Annotated in this window: 14 protein-coding genes and 1 pseudogene; all 15 read right to left on the reverse strand. The window is 66.3% G+C overall.

Annotated features, from left to right (window positions below; all coding sequences use genetic code 11):
• A pseudogene (locus tag LDQ05_RS14550) lies at positions 1-118 on the reverse strand (carboxymuconolactone decarboxylase family protein); the annotation flags it as partial.
• Positions 119-167: 49 nt separating this feature from the next.
• Entirely contained in the window at positions 168-4,139 is a 3,972-nt protein-coding gene (locus tag LDQ05_RS14555; RefSeq protein WP_226437673.1) for a DNA-directed RNA polymerase subunit beta', read from the reverse strand.
• A gap of 127 nt (positions 4,140-4,266) precedes the next feature.
• Positions 4,267-7,773 (reverse strand): DNA-directed RNA polymerase subunit beta, encoded by a 3,507-nt coding sequence (rpoB, locus tag LDQ05_RS14560; RefSeq protein ID WP_226437674.1) that lies wholly within the window; start codon positions 7,771-7,773, stop codon positions 4,267-4,269.
• Between the two features lie 377 nt (positions 7,774-8,150).
• The gene (locus LDQ05_RS14565; RefSeq protein ID WP_226437675.1) at positions 8,151-9,011 is read right to left on the reverse strand and encodes a hypothetical protein; all 861 of its coding nucleotides are present in this window, start codon (positions 9,009-9,011) and stop codon (positions 8,151-8,153) included.
• A gap of 67 nt (positions 9,012-9,078) precedes the next feature.
• A complete protein-coding gene (locus LDQ05_RS14570; RefSeq protein ID WP_226437676.1) occupies positions 9,079-9,885 on the reverse strand; it encodes a hypothetical protein in 807 nt (268 codons plus the stop codon).
• 20 nt (positions 9,886-9,905) lie between these two features.
• On the reverse strand, positions 9,906-11,153 hold the full coding sequence (locus tag LDQ05_RS14575; protein ID WP_226437677.1) for an MCE family protein: 1,248 nt from the start codon (positions 11,151-11,153) through the stop codon (positions 9,906-9,908).
• Complete coding sequence (locus LDQ05_RS14580) at positions 11,150-12,436, reverse strand: MCE family protein (protein WP_226437678.1); 1,287 nt, start codon at positions 12,434-12,436, stop codon at positions 11,150-11,152. The genes LDQ05_RS14575 and LDQ05_RS14580 overlap by 4 nt, the downstream gene beginning before the upstream one ends.
• Positions 12,433-13,713 (reverse strand): MCE family protein, encoded by a 1,281-nt coding sequence (locus LDQ05_RS14585; protein WP_226437679.1) that lies wholly within the window; start codon positions 13,711-13,713, stop codon positions 12,433-12,435. Before LDQ05_RS14585 ends, LDQ05_RS14580 begins: the two co-directional genes overlap by 4 nt.
• Positions 13,713-14,711 carry an MCE family protein gene (locus tag LDQ05_RS14590; protein WP_226437680.1) on the reverse strand — a complete coding sequence of 333 codons (999 nt, stop codon included), beginning with the start codon at positions 14,709-14,711 and terminating at the stop codon, positions 13,713-13,715. Before LDQ05_RS14590 ends, LDQ05_RS14585 begins: the two co-directional genes overlap by 1 nt.
• Positions 14,708-15,796 (reverse strand): MCE family protein, encoded by a 1,089-nt coding sequence (locus LDQ05_RS14595; protein WP_226437681.1) that lies wholly within the window; start codon positions 15,794-15,796, stop codon positions 14,708-14,710. Before LDQ05_RS14595 ends, LDQ05_RS14590 begins: the two co-directional genes overlap by 4 nt.
• Positions 15,793-17,166 (reverse strand): MCE family protein, encoded by a 1,374-nt coding sequence (locus LDQ05_RS14600; RefSeq protein ID WP_226437682.1) that lies wholly within the window; start codon positions 17,164-17,166, stop codon positions 15,793-15,795. The genes LDQ05_RS14595 and LDQ05_RS14600 overlap by 4 nt, the downstream gene beginning before the upstream one ends.
• On the reverse strand, positions 17,163-18,023 hold the full coding sequence (locus LDQ05_RS14605; protein ID WP_226437683.1) for an MlaE family ABC transporter permease: 861 nt from the start codon (positions 18,021-18,023) through the stop codon (positions 17,163-17,165). Before LDQ05_RS14605 ends, LDQ05_RS14600 begins: the two co-directional genes overlap by 4 nt.
• Positions 18,024-18,027: 4 nt before the next feature.
• The gene (locus LDQ05_RS14610) at positions 18,028-18,819 is read right to left on the reverse strand and encodes an MlaE family ABC transporter permease (protein WP_226437684.1); all 792 of its coding nucleotides are present in this window, start codon (positions 18,817-18,819) and stop codon (positions 18,028-18,030) included.
• A gap of 12 nt (positions 18,820-18,831) precedes the next feature.
• Entirely contained in the window at positions 18,832-19,935 is a 1,104-nt protein-coding gene (locus LDQ05_RS14615) for an ABC transporter ATP-binding protein (RefSeq protein WP_287221759.1), read from the reverse strand.
• A gap of 357 nt (positions 19,936-20,292) precedes the next feature.
• Positions 20,293-20,679 carry a 50S ribosomal protein L7/L12 gene (rplL, locus tag LDQ05_RS14620; protein WP_226437686.1) on the reverse strand — a complete coding sequence of 129 codons (387 nt, stop codon included), beginning with the start codon at positions 20,677-20,679 and terminating at the stop codon, positions 20,293-20,295.
• Positions 20,680-20,692: the final 13 nt, after the last annotated feature.

Below are 20,692 nucleotides of genomic sequence, written 5' to 3' on the forward strand. Positions count from 1 at the left end.
AGCCCTGGTCGTGGATGCCGAGCGCCGAGTTCATCCGGGCACGCATGTTCTCGAGCCCGATCTGGTAGGTCAGTTCCACCACCCCCGCCGGCCCGAAGCGACGCTCGAGATCGGCGACCAGGGGGCGGGGCCGTGGCGTCTACGGCAGGCGTCGCTGACGCGGCAACCTACCGGTAGTCGTTGGAATACCCGTAGTCGTCCAGCGGCACCGCAGCACCGGTGTTCTGGCCGAAGCCGTCCGGTGAGTAGTACTGGTCGTCGTACGCCGGGATGGCGTACGCGGCCGCACGGGCCTCCTCGGTCGGCTGGACCTGAATGTTCCGGTACTGGTTGATGCCGGTGCCCGCCGGGATCAGCTTGCCGATGATCACGTTCTCCTTGAGACCGATCAGCTTGTCCGAGCGGCAGTTGATCGCCGCGTCGGTCAGCACGCGAGTGGTCTCCTGGAAGGACGCCGCGGACAACCACGAATCGGTCGCCAGCGAGGCCTTCGTGATACCCATGAGGACCGGACGGCCGGCGGCCGGCTCGCCACCCTCCTGGACCACCCGACGGTTCGCAGCCTCGAACTCGCTGCGCTCGACGAGCGAACCGGGCAGGAACTCGGTGGCACCGGAATCGATGATCGTCACGCGACGCAGCATCTGACGGACGATCGTCTCGATGTGCTTGTCGTGGATCGACACACCCTGGCTCCGGTACACCTCCTGGACCTCGTGGACGAGGTGGATCTGCACCTGACGGGGGCCCATCACGCGCAGCACCTCGTGCGGATCGGCAGCGCCCTCGAGGAGCTGCTGACCCACCTCGACGTGGTCACCGTCGGCGAGCACACCCTCGGTGCCGTCGCCCTTGCGGATGACGTGCAGACGCTGACGCTTGGACAGCTTGTCGTACACGACCTCCTCGCCGCCGTCGTCCGGAACGATGGTGATCTTGTAGAAACGATCGTCGTCCTCGAGGCGGATACGGCCGGACACGTCCGCGATCGGAGCCTTGCCCTTCGGCACGCGGGCCTCGAACAGCTCCTGGACTCGGGGCAGACCGCCGGTGATGTCCTCACCGACACCACCCTGGTGGAACGTACGCATCGTCAGCTGCGTACCGGGCTCACCGATCGACTGCGCGGCGACGATACCGACGGCCTCGCCGATGTCGACGAGCTTGCCCGTCGCCATCGAACGTCCGTAGCAGGTCGCGCAGACGCCGGTGCCGGTGTCGCACGTGAGGACCGAGCGGACCTTGACCTTCTGGATCCCGGCCTCGAGAAGCGCCTCGATCGCAGGATCGCCCAGGTCCGAGCCGCGCTCGACGATCACGGTGCCGTTCGCGTCGACCGCGTCGGTGGCCAGCGTGCGCGCATAGGTGCTGGTCTCGATGTGGGCGTCGCGGACCAGCCGGCCCGTCTCGGCGCCCGTCCCGTCGCGCTCGGGCTCGGCGATGGTCATCTCGATGCCGCGCGGGGTACCGCAGTCGACCTCGCGGACGATGACGTCCTGCGACACGTCCACCAGACGACGGGTCAGGTAACCCGAGTCGGCGGTACGCAGCGCGGTGTCGGCCAGACCCTTACGGGCACCGTGCGTGTTGATGAAGTACTCGGCGACGGTCAGGCCCTCGCGGAACGACGACTTGATCGGGCGCGGAATGAACTCACCCTTCGGGTTCGTCACCAGGCCCTTCATGCCGGCGAGCGACCGGATCTGGGTCATGTTGCCCGCGGCACCCGACTTGACGATCGTGGGGATCGGGTTGTCGTCGGGGTAGTGGGCCTCCATGGCCTGACCGACCTCTTCGGTCGCCTCCTGCCACAGCTTGACCAGCGAGTCACGCCGCTCGTCCTCGGACAGCTTGCCGCGATCGTACTGACGCTGGATGGCGTCGGCCTGCGTCTCGTACCGCTCGAGGATGTCCTTCTTCTCCGGCGGAACGAGCACGTCCGCCATCGAGACGGTCACACCGGACCGGGTGGCCCAGTAGAAACCGGCATCCTTGAGCTTGTCGACGGTCTGCGCGACGACGATCATCGGGTAGCGCTCGGCGAGATCGTTGATGATCGCGGCCTGACGCTTCTTCGGCATGATGTCGTTGACGAAGCCGTAGTTGACCGGCAGCAGCTCGTTGAAGAGCACACGACCCAACGTGGTGTGCGCCGTCCACGCCTCACCGAACTTCCAGCCCTCGGGGAAGAGCTCGTCCTCGACGTCGCGCGGGGGACGCTGCTGTGTCAGACGCACCTTGATCGGTGCCTGCACCGACAGCACGCCCCGGTCGACGGCCATGATCGCCTCGGCCGGCGACGAGTACACACCCTGCTCGGGGGTGTCACCGGACGCCGGTGCGTAGGCACCGACGGCGTCCTCGACGAGACGGGTCAGATGGAACAGACCCGTGACCATGTCCAGACGCGGCATGGCGAGCGGACGACCCGATGCCGGCGAGAGGATGTTGTTCGACGACAGCATCAGGATGCGGGCCTCGGCCTGCGCCTCCGCGGACAGCGGCAGGTGCACGGCCATCTGGTCACCGTCGAAGTCGGCGTTGAAGGCCTCACACACGAGCGGGTGCAGCTGGATGGCCTTGCCCTCGACGAGCTGCGGCTCGAACGCCTGGATACCCAGGCGGTGCAGCGTGGGAGCACGGTTCAGCAGAACCGGGTGCTCGTTGATGACCTCTTCGAGAACGTCCCACACCTGCGGACGCTGACGCTCGACCATGCGCTTCGCGGACTTGATGTTCTGCGCGTGGTTCAGGTCGACGAGCCGCTTCATGACGAACGGCTTGAACAGCTCGAGCGCCATGAGCTTCGGCAGACCGCACTGGTGCAGCTTCAGCTGGGGGCCGACGACGATGACCGAACGGCCCGAGTAGTCGACACGCTTACCGAGCAGGTTCTGACGGAAACGACCCTGCTTGCCCTTGAGCAGATCCGACAGCGACTTGAGCGGGCGGTTGCCCGGACCGGTCACCGGACGTCCGCGACGGCCGTTGTCGAACAGCGCGTCGACGGATTCCTGCAGCATCCGCTTCTCGTTGTTGACGATGATCTCGGGCGCACCGAGATCGATCAGTCGCTTGAGGCGGTTGTTGCGGTTGATGACGCGGCGGTACAGATCGTTGAGATCGGAGGTCGCGAAGCGGCCACCGTCGAGCTGCACCATCGGCCGCAGTTCCGGCGGGATCACCGGCACCGCGTCGAGGACCATGCCCATCGGCGAGTTGCCGGACTGCTGGAACGCCGCGACGACCTTGAGTCGCTTGAGCGCACGCAGCTTCTTCTGTCCCTTGCCGCTGCGGATGACCTCGCGCAGCAACTCGGCCTCGGCGTCGATGTCGAAGGTCTCGATGAGCTTCTGGATCGCCTCGGCACCCATGGCACCGGTGAAGTACTCGCCGTAGCGGTCCTGCAGCTCCCGGTAGATGAGTTCGTCGACGATGAGCTGCTTCGGGGCGAGCTTCGTGAAGGTCGTCCAGATCTCGTCGAGACGGTCGAGCTCACGCTGCGCGCGGTCGCGGAGCTGCCGCATCTCACGCTCGCCGCCGTCCTTGACCTTGCGGCGGACGTCGGACTTGGCGCCCTCGGCCTCGAGCTCGGCCAGATCGGCCTCGAGCTTCTGGGCGCGGGCTTCGAGGTCGGCGTCGCGCTGATCGGCGACACCCTTCTTCTCGACCTCCATCTCCGCCTCGAGCGTGGAGAGCTCGTTGTGGCGCAGTTCGTCGTCGACGGAGGTGATCACGTACGCGGCGAAGTAGATGATCTTCTCGAGATCCTTCGGCGCGAGATCGAGCAGGTAGCCGAGCCGGCTCGGCACACCCTTGAAGTACCAGATGTGAGTGACGGGCGCGGCCAGTTCGATGTGGCCCATACGCTCGCGGCGCACCTTCGCGCGGGTCACCTCGACGCCGCAGCGCTCGCAGATGATGCCCTTGAAGCGGACGCGCTTGTACTTACCGCAGTAGCATTCCCAGTCGCGGGTGGGACCGAAGATCTTCTCGCAGAAGAGCCCGTCCTTCTCCGGCTTGAGCGTGCGGTAGTTGATGGTCTCCGGCTTCTTGACCTCGCCGTACGACCAGTTACGAATGTCCTCGGCGGTGGCCAGGCCGATGCGGAGTTCATCGAAGAAGTTGACGTCGAGCACGTAACTTCCTTTCCCCTGTGCGGGTTGTGTTGCTGCTGGTTGTCGCTATCGCTGCCGGGCCCCCGGGGAGGCGCGTGGCGCGGACCCGTGTCCGTCGTCCATACGCGCCTCCCTCGGGGTCGGCTTCCTAGTTCGCGAGGTCGTCGACCGTGGCCGACTCGTTGCGGGAAAGGTTGATGCCCAGGTTGGCCGCCGCCCGCTCGAGATCCTCGTCGTCGCCGTCGGCCATCGCGATGGCCGCGCCGTCGCTGGAGAGCACCTCCACGTTCAGGCAGAGCGACTGGAGTTCCTTGAGGAGAACCTTGAACGACTCCGGGATACCCGGCTCGGGGATGTTCTCGCCCTTGACGATCGCCTCGTACACCTTCACACGGCCGACCACGTCGTCCGACTTGATGGTGAGGAGTTCCTGCAGCGTGTACGCCGCACCGTAGGCCTGCATGGCCCAGCACTCCATCTCACCGAAGCGCTGGCCACCGAACTGGGCCTTACCGCCGAGCGGCTGCTGCGTGATCATCGAGTACGGACCGGTCGAACGCGCGTGGATCTTGTCGTCGACCAGGTGGTGCAGCTTGATGATGTACATGTAGCCGACCGCGACCGGGTACGGGAACGGCTCACCGGAACGGCCGTCGAACAGCGTCGCCTTGCCGTCGGGACCGACCATGGTCTCGCCGTCACGGTTGGGGAGCGTCGACGACAGCAGACCCGTGAGTTCCTCCTCGCGGGCACCGTCGAAGACGGGTGTCGCGATGTTGCTGTCGGCCTCGGCGCCGAGCATCTCGTCGGGCAGGTTCTGCGCCCACTCGGGACGCGAGCCGTCCTCGGCGATCTGCACGTTCCAGCCGGCCTTGCCGATCCAGCCGAGGTGGGTCTCGAGGATCTGGCCGATGTTCATACGACGCGGAACACCGTGCGTGTTGAGGATGATGTCGACCGGGGTGCCGTCGGGCAGGAACGGCATGTCCTCCTGCGGGAGGATCTTGCCGATGACGCCCTTGTTGCCGTGGCGGCCGGCGAGCTTGTCGCCGTCCTGGATCTTGCGCTTCTGTGCCACGTACACGCGGACGAGCTCGTTGACGCCCGGGGGCAGATCGTCGTCGTCCTCGCGCGAGAACACGCGGACACCGATGACCTTGCCGGTCTCACCGTGCGGCACCTTCAGCGAGGTGTCGCGGACCTCGCGCGCCTTCTCACCGAAGATCGCGCGGAGCAGACGCTCCTCGGGGGTCAGCTCGGTCTCGCCCTTCGGGGTGACCTTGCCGACGAGGATGTCGCCGTCGCGGACCTCCGCACCGATGCGGACGATGCCGCGCTCGTCGAGGTCGGCGAGGACCTCGTCGGAGACGTTCGGGATGTCGCGGGTGATCTCCTCGGCACCGAGCTTGGTGTCGCGGGCGTCGATCTCGTGCTCCTCGATGTGGATCGAGGTGAGCACGTCCTCCTCCACGAGGCGCTGCGACAGGATGATCGCGTCCTCGTAGTTGTGGCCTTCCCACGGCATGATCGCCACGAGCAGGTTCTTGCCGAGCGCCATCTCACCGTTCTCGGTGCAGGGGCCGTCGGCGAGGACCTGACCGGCCTCGACGCGGTCGTTCTCGTCCACGATCGGGCGCTGGTTGCTGCAGGTGCCCTGATTCGAACGATCGAACTTGCGCAGACGGTACGTCTTGCGGCTGCCGTCGTCGGCCATCACGGTGATGAAGTCGGCGGAGACCTCCTCGACCACGCCGGACTTCTCGGTGACGATGACGTCGCCGGCGTCCACCGCGGCACGCAACTCCATGCCCGTACCGACGATCGGCGACTCGCTGCGCACCAGCGGCACGGCCTGACGCTGCATGTTCGCGCCCATGAGGGCACGGTTGGCGTCGTCGTGTTCGAGGAACGGGATCATCGCGGTCGCGACCGACACCATCTGGCGCGGCGACACGTCCATGTACTCGACGCCGTCGGCGGGCACGTACTCGATCTCCGCGCCCTTCTTGCGGACGAGGACGCGGCTCTCGGCGAAGCGACCCTCCGAGTCGATCGGCGAGTTGGCCTGCGCGATGAGGTAGCGATCCTCCTCATCGGCGGTGAGGTACTCGACCTGGTCGGTGACCTTGCCGTCGACGACCTTGCGGTAGGGCGTCTCGATGAAGCCGAACGGGTTGACCCGCGCGTACACCGAGAGCGACCCGATCAGGCCGATGTTCGGGCCTTCCGGGGTCTCGATCGGGCACATACGACCGTAGTGCGACGGGTGGACGTCTCGGACCTCGAGGCCGGCACGCTCGCGCGACAGACCACCGGGGCCGAGCGCCGAGAGGCGACGCTTGTGCGTCAGGCCCGACAGCGGGTTGTTCTGGTCCATGAACTGCGACAGCTGGGAGGTTCCGAAGAACTCCTTGATCGCAGCGACGACCGGACGGATGTTGATCAGCGTCTGGGGCGTGATCGCCTCGACGTCCTGCGTGGTCATGCGCTCACGAACCACACGCTCCATGCGGGACAGGCCCACCCGGATCTGGTTCTGGATGAGCTCGCCGACCGTGCGCAGGCGACGGTTGCCGAAGTGATCGATGTCGTCGACCTCGACGGGAACCTCGACGCCGCCGGGGGCGGTCATCCGGTTCTCGCCCGCGTGCAGACGCACCAGGTACTCGATGGTGGTGACGATGTCGTCCTCGGTGAGGGTCGACGCCTCGATCGGCTGGCCGGTGTTCAGGCCCAGCTTCTTGTTGATCTTGTAACGCCCGACGCGCGCGAGATCGTAACGCTTGTCCTTGAAGAAGAGGTTCTCGAGGAGCGTCTGCGCGCTCTCCTTGGTCGGCGGCTCACCCGGACGCAACTTGCGGTAGATGTCGAGCAGCGCCTCGTCGGTGCCGGCCGTGTTGTCCTTCTCGAGGGTGGACATCATGATCTCGGAGAAGCCGAAGCGCTCCACGATCTGCTCGGTGCTCCAACCCAGCGCCTTGAGCAGGACGGTGACCGGCTGGCGACGCTTGCGGTCGATACGCACACCGACGGTGTCGCGCTTGTCGACGTCGAACTCGAGCCAGGCGCCACGGCCCGGGATGACCTTGACGCTGTGCAGGTCCTTCTCGGTGCTCTTGTCGACAGACCTGTCGAAGTAGACACCGGGCGACCGCACGAGCTGCGAGACCACGACACGCTCGGTGCCGTTGATGATGAAGGTGCCCTTGTCGGTCATCATCGGGAAATCACCCATGAAGACCGTCTGGCTCTTGATCTCACCGGTGTTGTTGTTGATGAACTCGGCAGTGACGAACAGCGGCGCCGCGTACGTCATGTCCTTTTCCTTGCAGTCCTCGACGGAGGCCTTGACCTCGTCGAAGCGCGGATCGGAGAAGGACAGGGACATCGAACCCGAGAAGTCCTCGATCGGCGAGAGCTCGGCGAGGATCTCCTCGAGACCGCCGACGGCATTGCTGTCGCCACGGTCGGCAGCCTTCGCGCGCCAGCGCTCGGAGCCGATCAGCCATTCGAAGGAATCTGTCTGTAGATCGAGGAGCCCGGGAACTTCGAGGGGCTCGCGGATCTTCGCGAACGACACCCTTCGGGGGGCTCCGGGGATTCCGGCAACTGCCTTGGTCTGGCTAGAGACTGCCAAGATGCGTCCTTCCAGCACCTCACGCGGGCCGCTCCGACCGGTGCGACCGCCGCTGTACCTGCTTCTTCATGTGGGGCGTTTGGCTGGTCACAACCCGAACGAGAACCCCGCCGAAGAGTCCGCGGATCACGCCCGGAAGGGCGGTTTCACAGCTCGACGATCGAAGGATGGACAGGAGGCAGCCAGCGCAAAGACCTAACTTACATGATGAGAGCAGGGATGTCCACTGGGGTGCCTCAAGCAAACCTGGCGACGACCCTCGAATCCACCGGGTCGCGCAGGCGTACCGATAGAGTGACCGCTCCGGCGTCCCACGTCAAGGCCCCGTACCGGACCGTTCGGCCCCGACCCTGCGCACCACAGCCGTCACTCCGCTCCCATCGGCGGATGGTGGATCACCGGTCCCGAACCTCGGAGACCAGCCACCGGCCGTCGACCTTCTCCATCCGCGCGATGATCGGTGCCGCAGCGCTGCCAAGCGCCACGTTGTCCCCGGACGCACTGACATTGATGTATGTCAAGACCTCCGCGTGCTCATCGTCGAGCATCAAGGCACCGGCCTGCGTGATGGTCGTTTCGGTGGAGGTGTGTGTCTGCAACACCGCCTGCTTGGTGACCTCGGCCGACTCGTCGAACTCCGGGATCAGTTCTTCGGCGAGTACCCCTCTCATACGGTCGAAATCCTCGTCGACCGTCCGGTAGTCGTAGCTGTGCAACGTGGCGATCGCATCGGCCGCGGCCTTCGTGACCTGGGCGGTGGCCGTCCGATCGATGACGGCGTGGTTCGTGGGGGCACCCGGTTGCAGCGCCGCGACCACCGCGAACGCGCCGACGACCACGGTGGCGGCACCCACCGCCACCACGGGCTTCCAACTCCGGCGCGTGATCGGCGACCCGTCACCGGTGTCTGCACCCGCATCCGCGTCCGTGTCGGTGTCGGTGTCGGTGTCGGTGTCGACTGGTGTGACGCCGGGCGACTCCGGGGCCGGATCGTCCCCGGAGGGGTACCGCCGCACCGACTCCTGTTCCGGTGCGTCCGGCGCCGGGTCGGAGGTGCCCGACACGGGGGTTGCGGACTCCGGCTCGGCAGTCGGCGCCGGTTTCGTGAGTTCCACCGGCGGGTCGTCCCGGTCCGGCAACGACGGCTCGGGGGTTCCCTGCGGCGGCTTCGGCCTCTGCCGATTCGCACCGGCGATCTTGTGTCGGCGGCGTGGGGTTCCCGCCGGGTCCGTCGGGCGGCGTCTCAGGGGCGTCACACCTGCTCCTTCATCGTTCGTCCCTGCATCGTTCGGCCCTGCGTCGACCGGTCGCCGTTCCTGACGTTCACGGAGCCGGCACCTCCCCGTTGTCGGGCACGGGATTCTCGGGCGCGGGATTCTCGGGCGCGGGATTCTCGGGCGCGGGATTCTCGGGCGCGGCCTCGGCCCCCCCGGGCACCTGATCCTGACCGGGGGGGATCGGTCGGCCCTGCTCGTCGACCCGACCCAAGCGCAATGTCGTCGAGGTGACCTGTTCGACAGTCGTCGCCTTCCAGGTGTCGCCGTCCTTGCGCATCGCGACGTTCAAGGCGCGCCTTTCGTCGATGTAGACGGCCGTGTACTGCCTGTGTACGTCCAGCAGGACCATCACCTCGGCTGTGCCCTCGCCTCGATCGAGCTCGGTGACGGCCCCGGTCACGACCTCCGCCGACTGGTCGACGCTGCTGGCCGCCACCTGGTCACGGATCCTCTGTTCGTTCGCCGCAAGATCGTTCTCGAGCGCGTCACCGGTGATCGACGACCGCATCGCACTGATGGACCCGTCGATGTCCTGCCCATCCATACTGTTGAGGTTGATCGCGGCCTGCTTCGCGCCGACCAACGCCGCATCCCGGGCGGACGCTTCCGGTCGCTCGACGAGCAGAACCCGACCCCACCCGTAACCGAACCAGCCGGCGGTCACGAGCGCGACGAGCGCGAGGACACACACCGCCGCCAGCGCTACCTTGCGTGGACCGTCGCCGCCCGCTCGGCTCTCCTGCGACCGCGACGGATCCTTCGTCGGCGAACCCTCCGCTGCACTCGGGCCCTCCGGGGCGCTCGAGCCCTCCGGTTCATCCGGCATCGACGTGGGTGTGCTGTCCGAACTCACTGATTCAACCTACTCACTGCTCACTTCGGGGTGACCCCGAGCAACGGCGCGATCTGCGACGCCGCCGGGTTCAGATTGAGCCTGTCGGGATCCTTCTTCGGGGTGAAATCCCACGGCTGGATCGTCGCGGGATCGGCGAACACGATCCGGTTCGCGCTGCGTACGCCCGTGACGCTGCCCTGGGGAACCTCACACGACGCCTCGGTGTTGAACGGGAAGTCCTGCTGATGGTCGTCGAAATTCGGATCCTGTGCCTTCATCTCGTCGATGATCGCGTGGGTGCCCTCGTAGCCGATGGTGCACGACGGCGGATTGTTCGTCTCGAGGACGATTCCCTGATGGACCGTGCCGTCCCCCGGCGCGACCGTCCCGGCGCTCGCCGCGACCGCGGGCAGGAACGCCAGCAGAGGCTGTAGCGCGACGGCCTGCGGCGCGAGGGTGCGGCCCAGAGCCGCCAGGTTCGTCAGGTTCGTGGTCAGACCGGGACCGGACTGCGCCACCAGCTGAGCCAGTTGGTCGCCCGCCTCTGTCCCGGTGACGATCAACCGACGCAGATCGGGATCGCTGTCGCGCAGCTGCGCGGTGACCAGATCGAGATCGGTGCTGAACTGCTCGATCGCCGACGACTGTTCCGACTGGGTGGTCAGCACCGTCTCACTGCTGCGGATCAGGCCCACGGTCTGCGGCAGATACTCGACTCCCGCTGCACTGAGCTCCGCGAGGGAGTCGACGAGGACCTGAAGGTCGTCGCCGCGGCCGTCGAAGGCGGCACCGAGTTCGGTGACGACGGTGTGCAAGTCGTCCACCGGCACCGATCGTGCCAGCGTGTCGGTGCTCAACAGCAGTTCCTCGACGGGCACCGGGAGATCGTCGGCGGTCGACTCGATGATCGACCCCTCCGTCAGATACGGACCTTCGTCGGTGGAGGGCTGCAGATCGACGTACTGTTCACCGATCGCCGACCTGTTCGCGACCACCGCGCGCGCGGACGCGGGGATCCGGGGGCCTCCGTTGTCGAGTTGCAGTTCGACGTCGACCCCGTCCGACGTCAGCGAAAGGTCGCCGACCCGACCGACCGGCACACCGCGATACGTGACTTCCGCGTTGCGGAACACTCCCCCGGAATCCGGGAATCGGGCATTGACGGTGTACTGCCCGAACCCGAGCAGGTTGTCGAGGCGCACGTACCGTGCACCGACGTACACGATCCCCAGCAGTGCGATCACCAGGAAGATCACGAGTTGCGCCTTCACGAGCCGAGATCTCATCGTCCACCCCCGATACCGAGCTGGTCCATCAGCCCCTCCAACGGGTCCGGAACGGAAACGGCTGCACCGAGCCCCGGGATGCCGACTTCCGGCAGCGACACACCGTCGGGCAGGACATCGGTCAATGTGGGTGCCGGTAGCGGCGGGACCAGCGAGATGGTCGGCCAGCCCACCGCCGGACCGTTGCCGTTGTAGTACGGATTCGACGGATCCACGACGGGCAGCGGCGAACCGAACCTCGGTTGCCGGTAGACCGGGTCGCCCTGGCCGACCCCGAGCGCCGACAGGGCGTTGCCGATCTGGAGATCGACGATCAGGAACAGGTTCACCGATCCGCCGAGCGCGATCTTCTCGACACCGTCCGGGAACGGCACCGTCGGGATGAACGGCAGCGCCTCCACGAGGTCGTCGCCCGCTGCCGCCAGTTGCTGCAGCGTGGGTCGCAACGCGAGCAGGTCGGCGATCAGATCGTCCTTCGACTGATCGAGGATGTCGGTGCCGGCGGTCCCGAGCCGATCGAGTTGCGTCAGCAACTGGGTGAGCTCGGGGCGTTGCTGTTCGAGCACCTCGGTCGCGACCGGCAACTGATCGAGGATCTCCTCGATCCGCGTGTTCTGCGCGGCGACGCGGCTCGAGAGTGCATCGAGCCCGTCGAGTGCGCGAGTGATGTCCTCGCGTTGTTCTGTGAGACCCGAGATCAGGGTGTCCGCCTGTTCGAGAAGGCTGCGTGTCACGCCCTCCCTGCCGTCGAACGCCGTCGACAGCTCGTCGACGATGGGCGCGAGCTGGCCGATGCCACCACCGTTGAGCAGCAGCGACAACGCACCGAGCACGGGTTCGATCTCGGTGGCATGCCGTGTCCGGTCGAGCGGGATGACGTCACCGTCCGCCAGACGACCGGTGGGCTCCTCGCTCGTCGGCGGGCCGAGCTGGACGAATTTCTCACCCAGGATGCTGGTCTGTTCGACCGCCGCGAAGGCATTGGCCGGCAGGTCCGCGGCGGAATCCACGACCACGTCGACGACGGCGGTCCAGGCGTCGTCCGGCGCGATCCCGATCGACTCGACCCGCCCCATCGGAACACCGTCGACCTTCACCGTCGATTGCGGGACCAGATCCAGCACGTTGTCGAACCGGATGCTGACGTGGATCGGATCGTCACCGATGTCCGCGCCACCGGGCAGCGGTACCGAGCTCAGTCCACCGCAGCCCGACACCGACAGCGCGACGACGCACACTCCGGCACCGATCGCCGATCGGGTTGTTCCTCCGGCGCGCCTCACTCGCCCTCCCCCTGTCCTGCGGTTCCGAACTGTCCGGCATTGCCGAGGCGAGGTGAGACGACACCGGGCACGGTCCCCGGAACCACCTGCCGTTGGATGTTGTCGCCGCTGAGGATGCCGAACGGCAGGATCAGGTCGGGTGTCTTCTGCGCCGCCGTGACCTGCCCCATGATGTCGGCGCAGTGGTCGATCAGCGGCTGCATCTGCCGTCCGAGGGCATCGAAGTCCGGATCCCCGGGCACCAGATTGCCGAGATCGATGAGCTTGCAGACCGCACCCGCGGGATCCTGCAGGTCGGTCAGGACGAGGCGCGACGCCAACGCGCCCGCCTCGGCGTCGTACGAGTTGACGAGATTGCTCACCGCGAGCGGCAGCAGCGTCAACGAGTTCACGAGCGATTCGCGCTGAGCTGCCAGAGTCTGCGTCACCGGGACCAGTGCGTCGACGTTGTCCTTGACCGCGTCCTGGTTGTCGCGGACGAACGTCGCGACGTCGCCGAGCGAGAGCGAGAGCAGTTCGAGTGCCTGACCGAGATTCTCGCGTTCGCCGGAGAGGAAACCGGAGAGCTCGGCGAGTTGGGTGTTGAAGTCGCGGACCTGCTGATCGTTCGCGGCCAGCGCTCCGACGAACACGTTCAGGTTGTCGATGGTCGTGAACAGATCTCCGCGGGATTCGTTGAGGGTGCGGGCGGCCGCCGACAGATCCTGGATGCTGTTGCCGAGCGCGGCGCCGTTTCCCTCGAGGTTCTCGGCACCGACGCGGACGAACTCGGTGAGCGCCCCGTCGGCGTTCGCGCCTTCCGGCCCGAGGGCGCGGGACAGATCGTCGATGCTCTTGTACAGCTCGTCGACCTCCACCGGCGTCGCGGTGTGGTCCCGCTCGATGACCGCTCCGTCGGACATCGTGTCGCCCCCGGTGTATGCGGGGGTGAGCTGGACGTAGCGGTCCGCGACCACCGACGGAGTGATCTGGACGGCGTGCGCGTCGGCCGGGATGTCCACTCCCCGATCGATGCGCATCGTGACCCGGACGGTCTCGCCTTCCGGTTCGACGCCGGTGACGGTACCGACCTTCACCCCGAGGACACGCACATCGGAACCACCGTAGATGCCGACGGCCTTGTCGAAATGGGCGGTGATATCGGTCGTGCCGGCCCGTGTGAACAGCCACCATCCACCGACGGCGACGGCTGCCACGGCCACCACGATCGCAGTGCCGAGCGCGATGATCCGGGTGCGTCCGGATCCGCCGGTCGCCTGATCGTCCGTGTGTGCCATCAGTTCCCCCCTTCGAGCGTGCGTGCAGGGTCCCGGTATCCGGGGATCTCCGGCAGGCCCGGCGGCGTGAGATTGACGATGACCTGATCGAACCAGCGACCGTTGCCCACGACGTTCGCGTACAGCCGCACGAACGGCTCGTACAGCTCCATCGCCTTGTCGATGTTGTCGTTGTTGTCCTGCAGGATCTGCACGACCCCGCGCAGGTTCTCGAGCGCGGGCCCGATCTGTTCCTGGTTCTCCACGACCAGCGCCGACAACTGCGTCGACAACCGTTTCGTGCCGTCCAGCAGTTGCGAGATCGCCTGCTGCCGGGTGTTGAGTTCGGTGATGAGCAGCGCACCGTCGGAGAGCAGTTTCGTGAACTCGGTGTTGCGATCGGCGAGGATCTGCGACACCCCCGCCGTCGCCTCCAGCAGCTTCTTCAGTTCCGCGTCGCGGCTCGCGACGGTCTGCGACAGCCGGCTGACACCGTCGAGCGACGCCCGGATGTCGTCCGGTGTCTCCGAGAACGCCTGAGAGAGGGTCTCGAAGCTCGACGCGAGTTGCTCGGTGTCGATGTCGCCGAGGGTGTCCGCCGCCGACGAGAACGCCTCGATGACGTCGTAGGGAGCCACGGTGCGTTCGAGCGGGATCCGGTCATCGGGGTCGAGCGAGTCCGCGCCGCTCGGGTCGAGCGCGAGGTACTTCTGCCCGAGGATCGTCTTGATCTGGATGGATGCGGACGTGTTGTCGCCCACCCATGCGTCCTTGACCTGGAAGGACACGACGACACGGTCACCCTCGAGTTCGACCGCCGTGACCTGCCCCACCTTGACGCCCGCGATGCGGACCTCGTTGGTGGACTTGAGTCCCGCGGCCTCGCTGAATTCCGCCTTGTAGGTGGCGCCCGCGCCGATGATCGGCAGCGAGTCGAGGAAGAACGCGGACAGGGTGGCCAGCAGGATCACGACGATGCCCAGGGCACCGGCGGCTGCCGGACTGCGGCGTCTGCTCATCGTTCCCCCGCCTCCTGCAACTCCTGCATCCCTTCCTGCGAGCACCGCTTGGCCGCGTTGGTGTAGATGGGCTGGTTCACGGTGGGCAGTCCCGTCGGCAGTTCGAGGTACGGAACCGAACCGGGGCCGGCGACGATGTCGATACCGCACAGATAGAACTGGAACCACGAGCCGTAGCTCGCGACCCGCCCCAGCTTCTCGAGCTTGACCGGGAACGTCCCGAGAACCTGGTCGAGTTCGTCACTGTTCGCGTTGAGCGTCGACGTCAGGGTGTTCAACGCGGTGATCGATTCGGTGACCGCCGGTCGTGTCGGTTCGAGAACGTCGGCGACCGCGTCGGTGAGTCCGGCCATGGACTGCACGGCGGAACCGACCGTTCCGCGGTCCGCGGCGAGTCCGCTCACGAGCGCCTGGGTGTTGACCAGGAGGCTGTCGAGTTGCTCGTCGCGCTCGTCGAGCGTGCCCAGCACCGTGTTGAGATTGTCGATGACGGCACCGATCACGCGGTCCTTGTCGGCGATCGTGTTGGTCAGCGTCGCGGTGTTGCGCACCAGGTCGTCGATCGTGCCCGATTCGCCCTGGAACACCTGGATGATCTGGTACGAGAGCTTGTTGACGTCCTCGGCGCTGAGCGTCTGGAACAGCGGGCGGAACCCGTCGAACAGGGTTGTGAGGTTGACCGCGGGCCGGGTCCGTTCGAGCGGGATCGTCTCTCCGCCCGTCAGTTTCGCGCCCTGATCACCTTCGCCCTGCCCCAGTGCGATGTACCGCTGTCCGACGAGATTGCGGAATCGGATGGTCGCGGTGGTGGATGCCGGCAGCCAGTCGCGGTCGGACACAGTGAAGGTCACCCGCGCCAGGCTGTCGTCGACGATCTCGATGCCTTCGACCTGCCCGACACGCACACCGGCGATGCGGATGTCGTCGCCTTCGTTCAGCGAGGTGACGTCGGAGAACACCGCGTGGTACTTCGTGCCGCCTCCGCCGCCGAGGCTCGCGATGGTCGCGGCCAGCAGACCTGTCGCGAAGACCGTGACGACGGCGAACACGACGAGTTTGGTCAGGGGTGCTGCAAGTCCTCTCACCGGAAGCTCACCTCCGTACCGCGGATCGCGGGCGCGCCGATCCGGGTGGTCCAGGACGGGACGTCCCCGGGTGCGATACCCATGGCCTGGCCGTACACGACGTCGAGCGTCTCCTGTTCGAGTTGCGATCCGACGTACGACACGGTGGTCGCGGTGTCGGGTCCGGTGAGTCCGATGATCGTCGAGACGTCATCGGGCACACCCGAACCCTCGGGTGCCGGGAAGTACGGGATCGTCTCGGGCCCGGGGTTACGTGACGGAATCTGGTAGGAGCCGTCGTTGATCGAACCGCCGGGATACTGCGGGAACATGCGTCCGGGCGCCGTCACCTCGTCGTAGCAGGCGGGGCCGCGGGTGTCGAGCATGCGTGGCTCGTCCTGGTTCGGCAGATACCGCCCCTTCGGGTTGGTGAACTGGATGTTCGCTCGCACTCCGGGGAACGGGTCGTCGACGGCGAGCACATCCGCCGCGGCGGGCGCCGCGTCGGCGAAGCCCCGGAGCATGCAGGGGAAGGACGGCGAGTAGCGCGCGAGCAACTGCAGCGCCTCCTTCGAATCCGCGGAGATGGTGATGAGCGACTCGGCGTTCGTCTGCAGCAGGTCCGCGGTCGACGCGGCACCCGCGGTGGCGCTCGCGAGCAACGTCCGGATCTGGTCCTGCTGTTCGACGATCGTGTTTCCGGTGACCCGCAGGTTGTCGAGCGCCGACACGAGTGCCGGTGCGGCCTCGGAGTAGGTGTCGGCGAAGTCCGCGAGGCCGCGCAGGTCCTCTTGCAGGGTCGGTAGTTCCGCGCCGACCTCCCGGAAGATCCGTTCGAGGTCCTCGACGGTGCGTCCGAGGGTCTCGCCGCGGCCGCTGAGGCCCTGTGCGAGCGCCCCGAGGGTGTTGGCGAGATCCTGCGGCGGTATCGCCTGCAGCAGGGGCAGCACCCCGTCGAGGACCTCGCCGAGTTCGACGGTCTCGGCGCTGGTGTCCTGGACCAGGACGTCACCGGCTTCCAGGGGTCGGCCCGGATCGTCGGGAATCACCAGCGACACGTAGCGCTCACCGAACAGCGTCTTCGGAAGCAGCCGCGCGGTGGCGTTCGCCGGGATCAGCTCGGCCTTGTCCGGGTCGATGGCGAGGACCGACGTGACCCGGTCCCCTTCGGCACTCGTCGACCGGACCTCCCCCACCAACACACCGCGCACCTTCACGTCGGCGTTGCTGGGCAACGCGTTTCCGATGCTGTCGGTGAGCAGGTCGACCTCGACGACCTTCTTGAAGGCCTTGTTGTACATCGCGATGGTCACGAACAGGAACAGTGCGAGCACTAGGAAGAACACGACACCGAGAACGCGGCGCCGCAGAACCGATGTGGTGTCGTTCATCCGGCCACCCTCACCGTCGTGGTCGTACCCCAGATCGCCAGGCTGAGGAAGAAGTCGAGGACGGCGATGGTTACGATGGCGGTGCGGACCGCGCGACCGACCGCGACACCGACGCCGGCGGGTCCGCCGCTGGCGTGGAATCCGTAGTAGCAGTGGATGAGGATGAGCACGAACGCGAAGACCAGCACCTTCGCGAACGAATACAGAACGTCCTCCGGTGGCAGGAACAGATTGAAATAGTGGTCGTAGGAACCCGGTGACTGGCCGTTGAACGTCGTACTGATCACGCGTGTCATCAGGTACGCCGCGAGCAGACCCACGATGTAGAGGGGGATGACCGCGATGAACCCGGCGATCATCCGTGAAGTGACGAGGAACGGCACCGACGGCACCGCCATCACTTCGAGTGCGTCGATCTCCTCACTGATGCGCATCGCGCCGAGTTGCGCGGTGAACCCGCACCCCACCGTCGCCGACAGGGCCAGCGCCGCGACGATCGGGGCGAGTTCACGGGTGTTGACGTAGGCGGAGAGGAAGCCCGTGAGCACGGACGAACCGAGTTGTTCGAGTGCGGCATAGCCCTGCAGTCCGACGACGACACCGGTGAACCCGGCCATCATCGCGATGACGCCGATGGTCCCGCCGATCACGGCGAGCGCTCCACTGCCGAAGGTGACCTCGGCCAGGAGCCTGAGCACTTCCTTGCGGTAGTGCGTGAGGGTCCGCGGCACCCACGCGACGGCCCGGGCGTAGAAGGACATCTGCTCGCCGGCACGGTCGAGAACGTTCAGCGGAGTGCGCAGCACCTTACGGCCACGGATGAGAACGAGGTCTCCGCGGCCCTTCGCGATTGTCATCTGATCAGGACCCCTTCGCAGGAACGATCTGCAGGTACACCATCGTGAGGATGAGATTGGCGAAGAACAGCAGCAGGAACGTGATGACGACCGTCTGGTTCACCGCCTCGCCCACACCTTTGGGACCCGCCCCCGGATGAAGGCCCTTGTAGGCCGCGACGACGCCGGCGATCAGCCCGAATATCGCGGCTTTGAGCTCTGCCACATACAGATCCGGCAACTGGGCCAGAGCCGAGAACGACGCGAGGTAGGCACCGGGGGTGCCGCCCTGCAGGATGACGTTGAAGAAGTACCCGCCCGCGATACCGACGACCGAGACAAGGCCGTTGAGCAGGAGCGCGACCAGGACCATCGCGAGGACGCGCGGAACGACGAGACGCTGGATGGGATTGATACCCAGCACTTCCATCGCGTCGATCTCCTCGCGGATGGTGCGCGAGCCGAGATCCGCGGTGACCGCGGATCCCGCTGCGCCCGCGATCAGCAACGCTGTCACGATCGGGCTGCCCTGCTGGATCACGGCGAGCACGCTGGCCGCGCCCGTGAACGATTCGGCGCCGAGCTGTTTGATCAGCGAACCGGTCTGCAGTGAGACCACGGCACCGAACGGAATCGCGACGAGTGCCGTCGGCAGGATCGTGACGCTGGCGATGAACCAGGCCTGCTCGATGAATTCTCGGAACTGGAACGGTCGTCGGAACGTGTTGCGCACGACGTCGACGAACAGTTCGACGATGTTCCCGGCCTGCGTCAGCGCGCCGTGCACGGGGCGCACGAGCGAGGTACTTCCCCCCATCGGTTCTCCTGCCTACCGGTCTTGCGGGTGTCGGTGGTCGTCCACGGCCTGGACCGGGATGATCTGGGTGTCGGCGTCGTTGAAGCCGGTGTCGTCGTGACGATAACCGTCCTCGGGGTACGCGGAGGCGGCATCGCCTTCTTCGAGCGATTCGACGATCGCTGCCTGCGCGGCGGGCGGCAGGGTGTGCAGGATCTGCCGCACACGTTCCTTGCGGCGTCCGACGGCCTGCCGCACCGGCATTCCCGGCGTCGCCTGCATCTGCGGGATGATTCCCTCGATGTCGTCGACGCCGCCGGCGTGGTGCCCGGCGTCGACGAGCGCCTGCTCGTGCGCCATCGTGGCTTCGTCCTTCTCCTCGGACATACCGATCGGCCCGATCATCGTGCCGTTGAGGAACTGCTTGACCACCGGTTCGTCGGAGGTGAGCAGCACCTCTCGGGGACCGAACATCACCAACTGGCGACGGAAGAGCATGCCGATGTTGTCGGGGACGGTCCGCGCGAGGTTGATGTTGTGCGACACGATCAGGATCGTCGCGTCGATCTCGGCGTTGATGTCGATCAGCGTCTGCGAGATGTACGTGGTGCGTACGGGATCGAGACCCGAGTCGGGTTCGTCGACGAGGATGATCTGCGGATCCAGAACCAGCGCTCGGGCGAGTCCGGCGCGCTTGCGCATCCCGCCGGAGATCTCGCCGGGCAGTTTGTCCTCGGCACCGAGCAGACCGACGAGTTCGAGCTTCTCCATGACGATCTTGCGGACGTCGGACTCGGACTTCTTGGTGTGCTCGCGCAGCGGGAAGGCCACGTTGTCGTACAGGTTCATCGATCCGAACAACGCGCCGTCCTGGAAGAGCACGCCGAACAGTTTGCGGATCTCGTAGAGCTCCTTCGACGAGCACTGCAGGATGTCGGTGCCGTCGATGACGATCGATCCCTGCTCCGGGCGCAGCAGACCGATCAACGACTTCAGGAACACCGACTTACCGGTGCCCGACGGACCCAGCAGCGCGCTGACCTCACCGGCCGGCAGGGTCAACGTGACGTCCTGCCAGATCCGCTGCGAGCCGAAGGACTTGGTGAGTCCCTCGACCGATACCTCGACTCCCACGATTACCTCCACACTGTTCGATGCCATCCCATCCCTGTGGGTTGGGCCACTCTATCGCACCGAAGTGGTAACTGTGACACCGGATCCTACTAATGAGTAAGAACGCATTTCAAGTCGGTTGTGACAGGTGCGTCCGTCCCCCTACCTGCGCAAACATGATCACGTTCACGTTGTACGAGGACACCGCGCCACCCGAACGCCCGGACGACCCGGCTTGCACCGGCGATACCGCGTGTCGCGGAGTGGTCACGCGCCGGGGATTTTCACCCCCTGCAACGCAGACGACCGCCCCCGTGGATGTCCACGGGGGCGGTCGTCGATGTTCACGCCGCTCGGGTCGCGCCCGAGCGAGGCACCGTCCTACTTGACGGAGACCTTGGCGCCGGCCTCTTCGAGCTTGGCCTTCGCAGCGTCGGCAGCGTCCTTGGCGACCTTCTCGAGGATCGGCTTCGGAGCACCCTCGACGAGATCCTTGGCCTCCTTCAGGCCCAGGCCCGAAACGAGCTCGCGGACGACCTTGATGACCTGGATCTTCTTGTCGCCGGCACCCTCGAGGATGACGTCGAACTCGTCCTGCTCGGACTCGGCCTCGGCAGCGGCGGCCGGGGCACCGGCGGCGGCGACGGCAACCGGAGCAGCAGCGGTGACCTCGAAGGTCTCCTCGAAGGCCTTCACGAACTCCGAGAGCTCGAGCAGGGTCAGTTCCTTGAACGCGTCGAGCAGCTCTTCGGTGGTGAGCTTCGCCATGGTGGCGGTCCTT

Origin of the sequence: Rhodococcus yananensis (assembly GCF_020515525.1) — a bacterium.
Lineage (GTDB): Bacteria > Actinomycetota > Actinomycetes > Mycobacteriales > Mycobacteriaceae > Rhodococcus > Rhodococcus yananensis.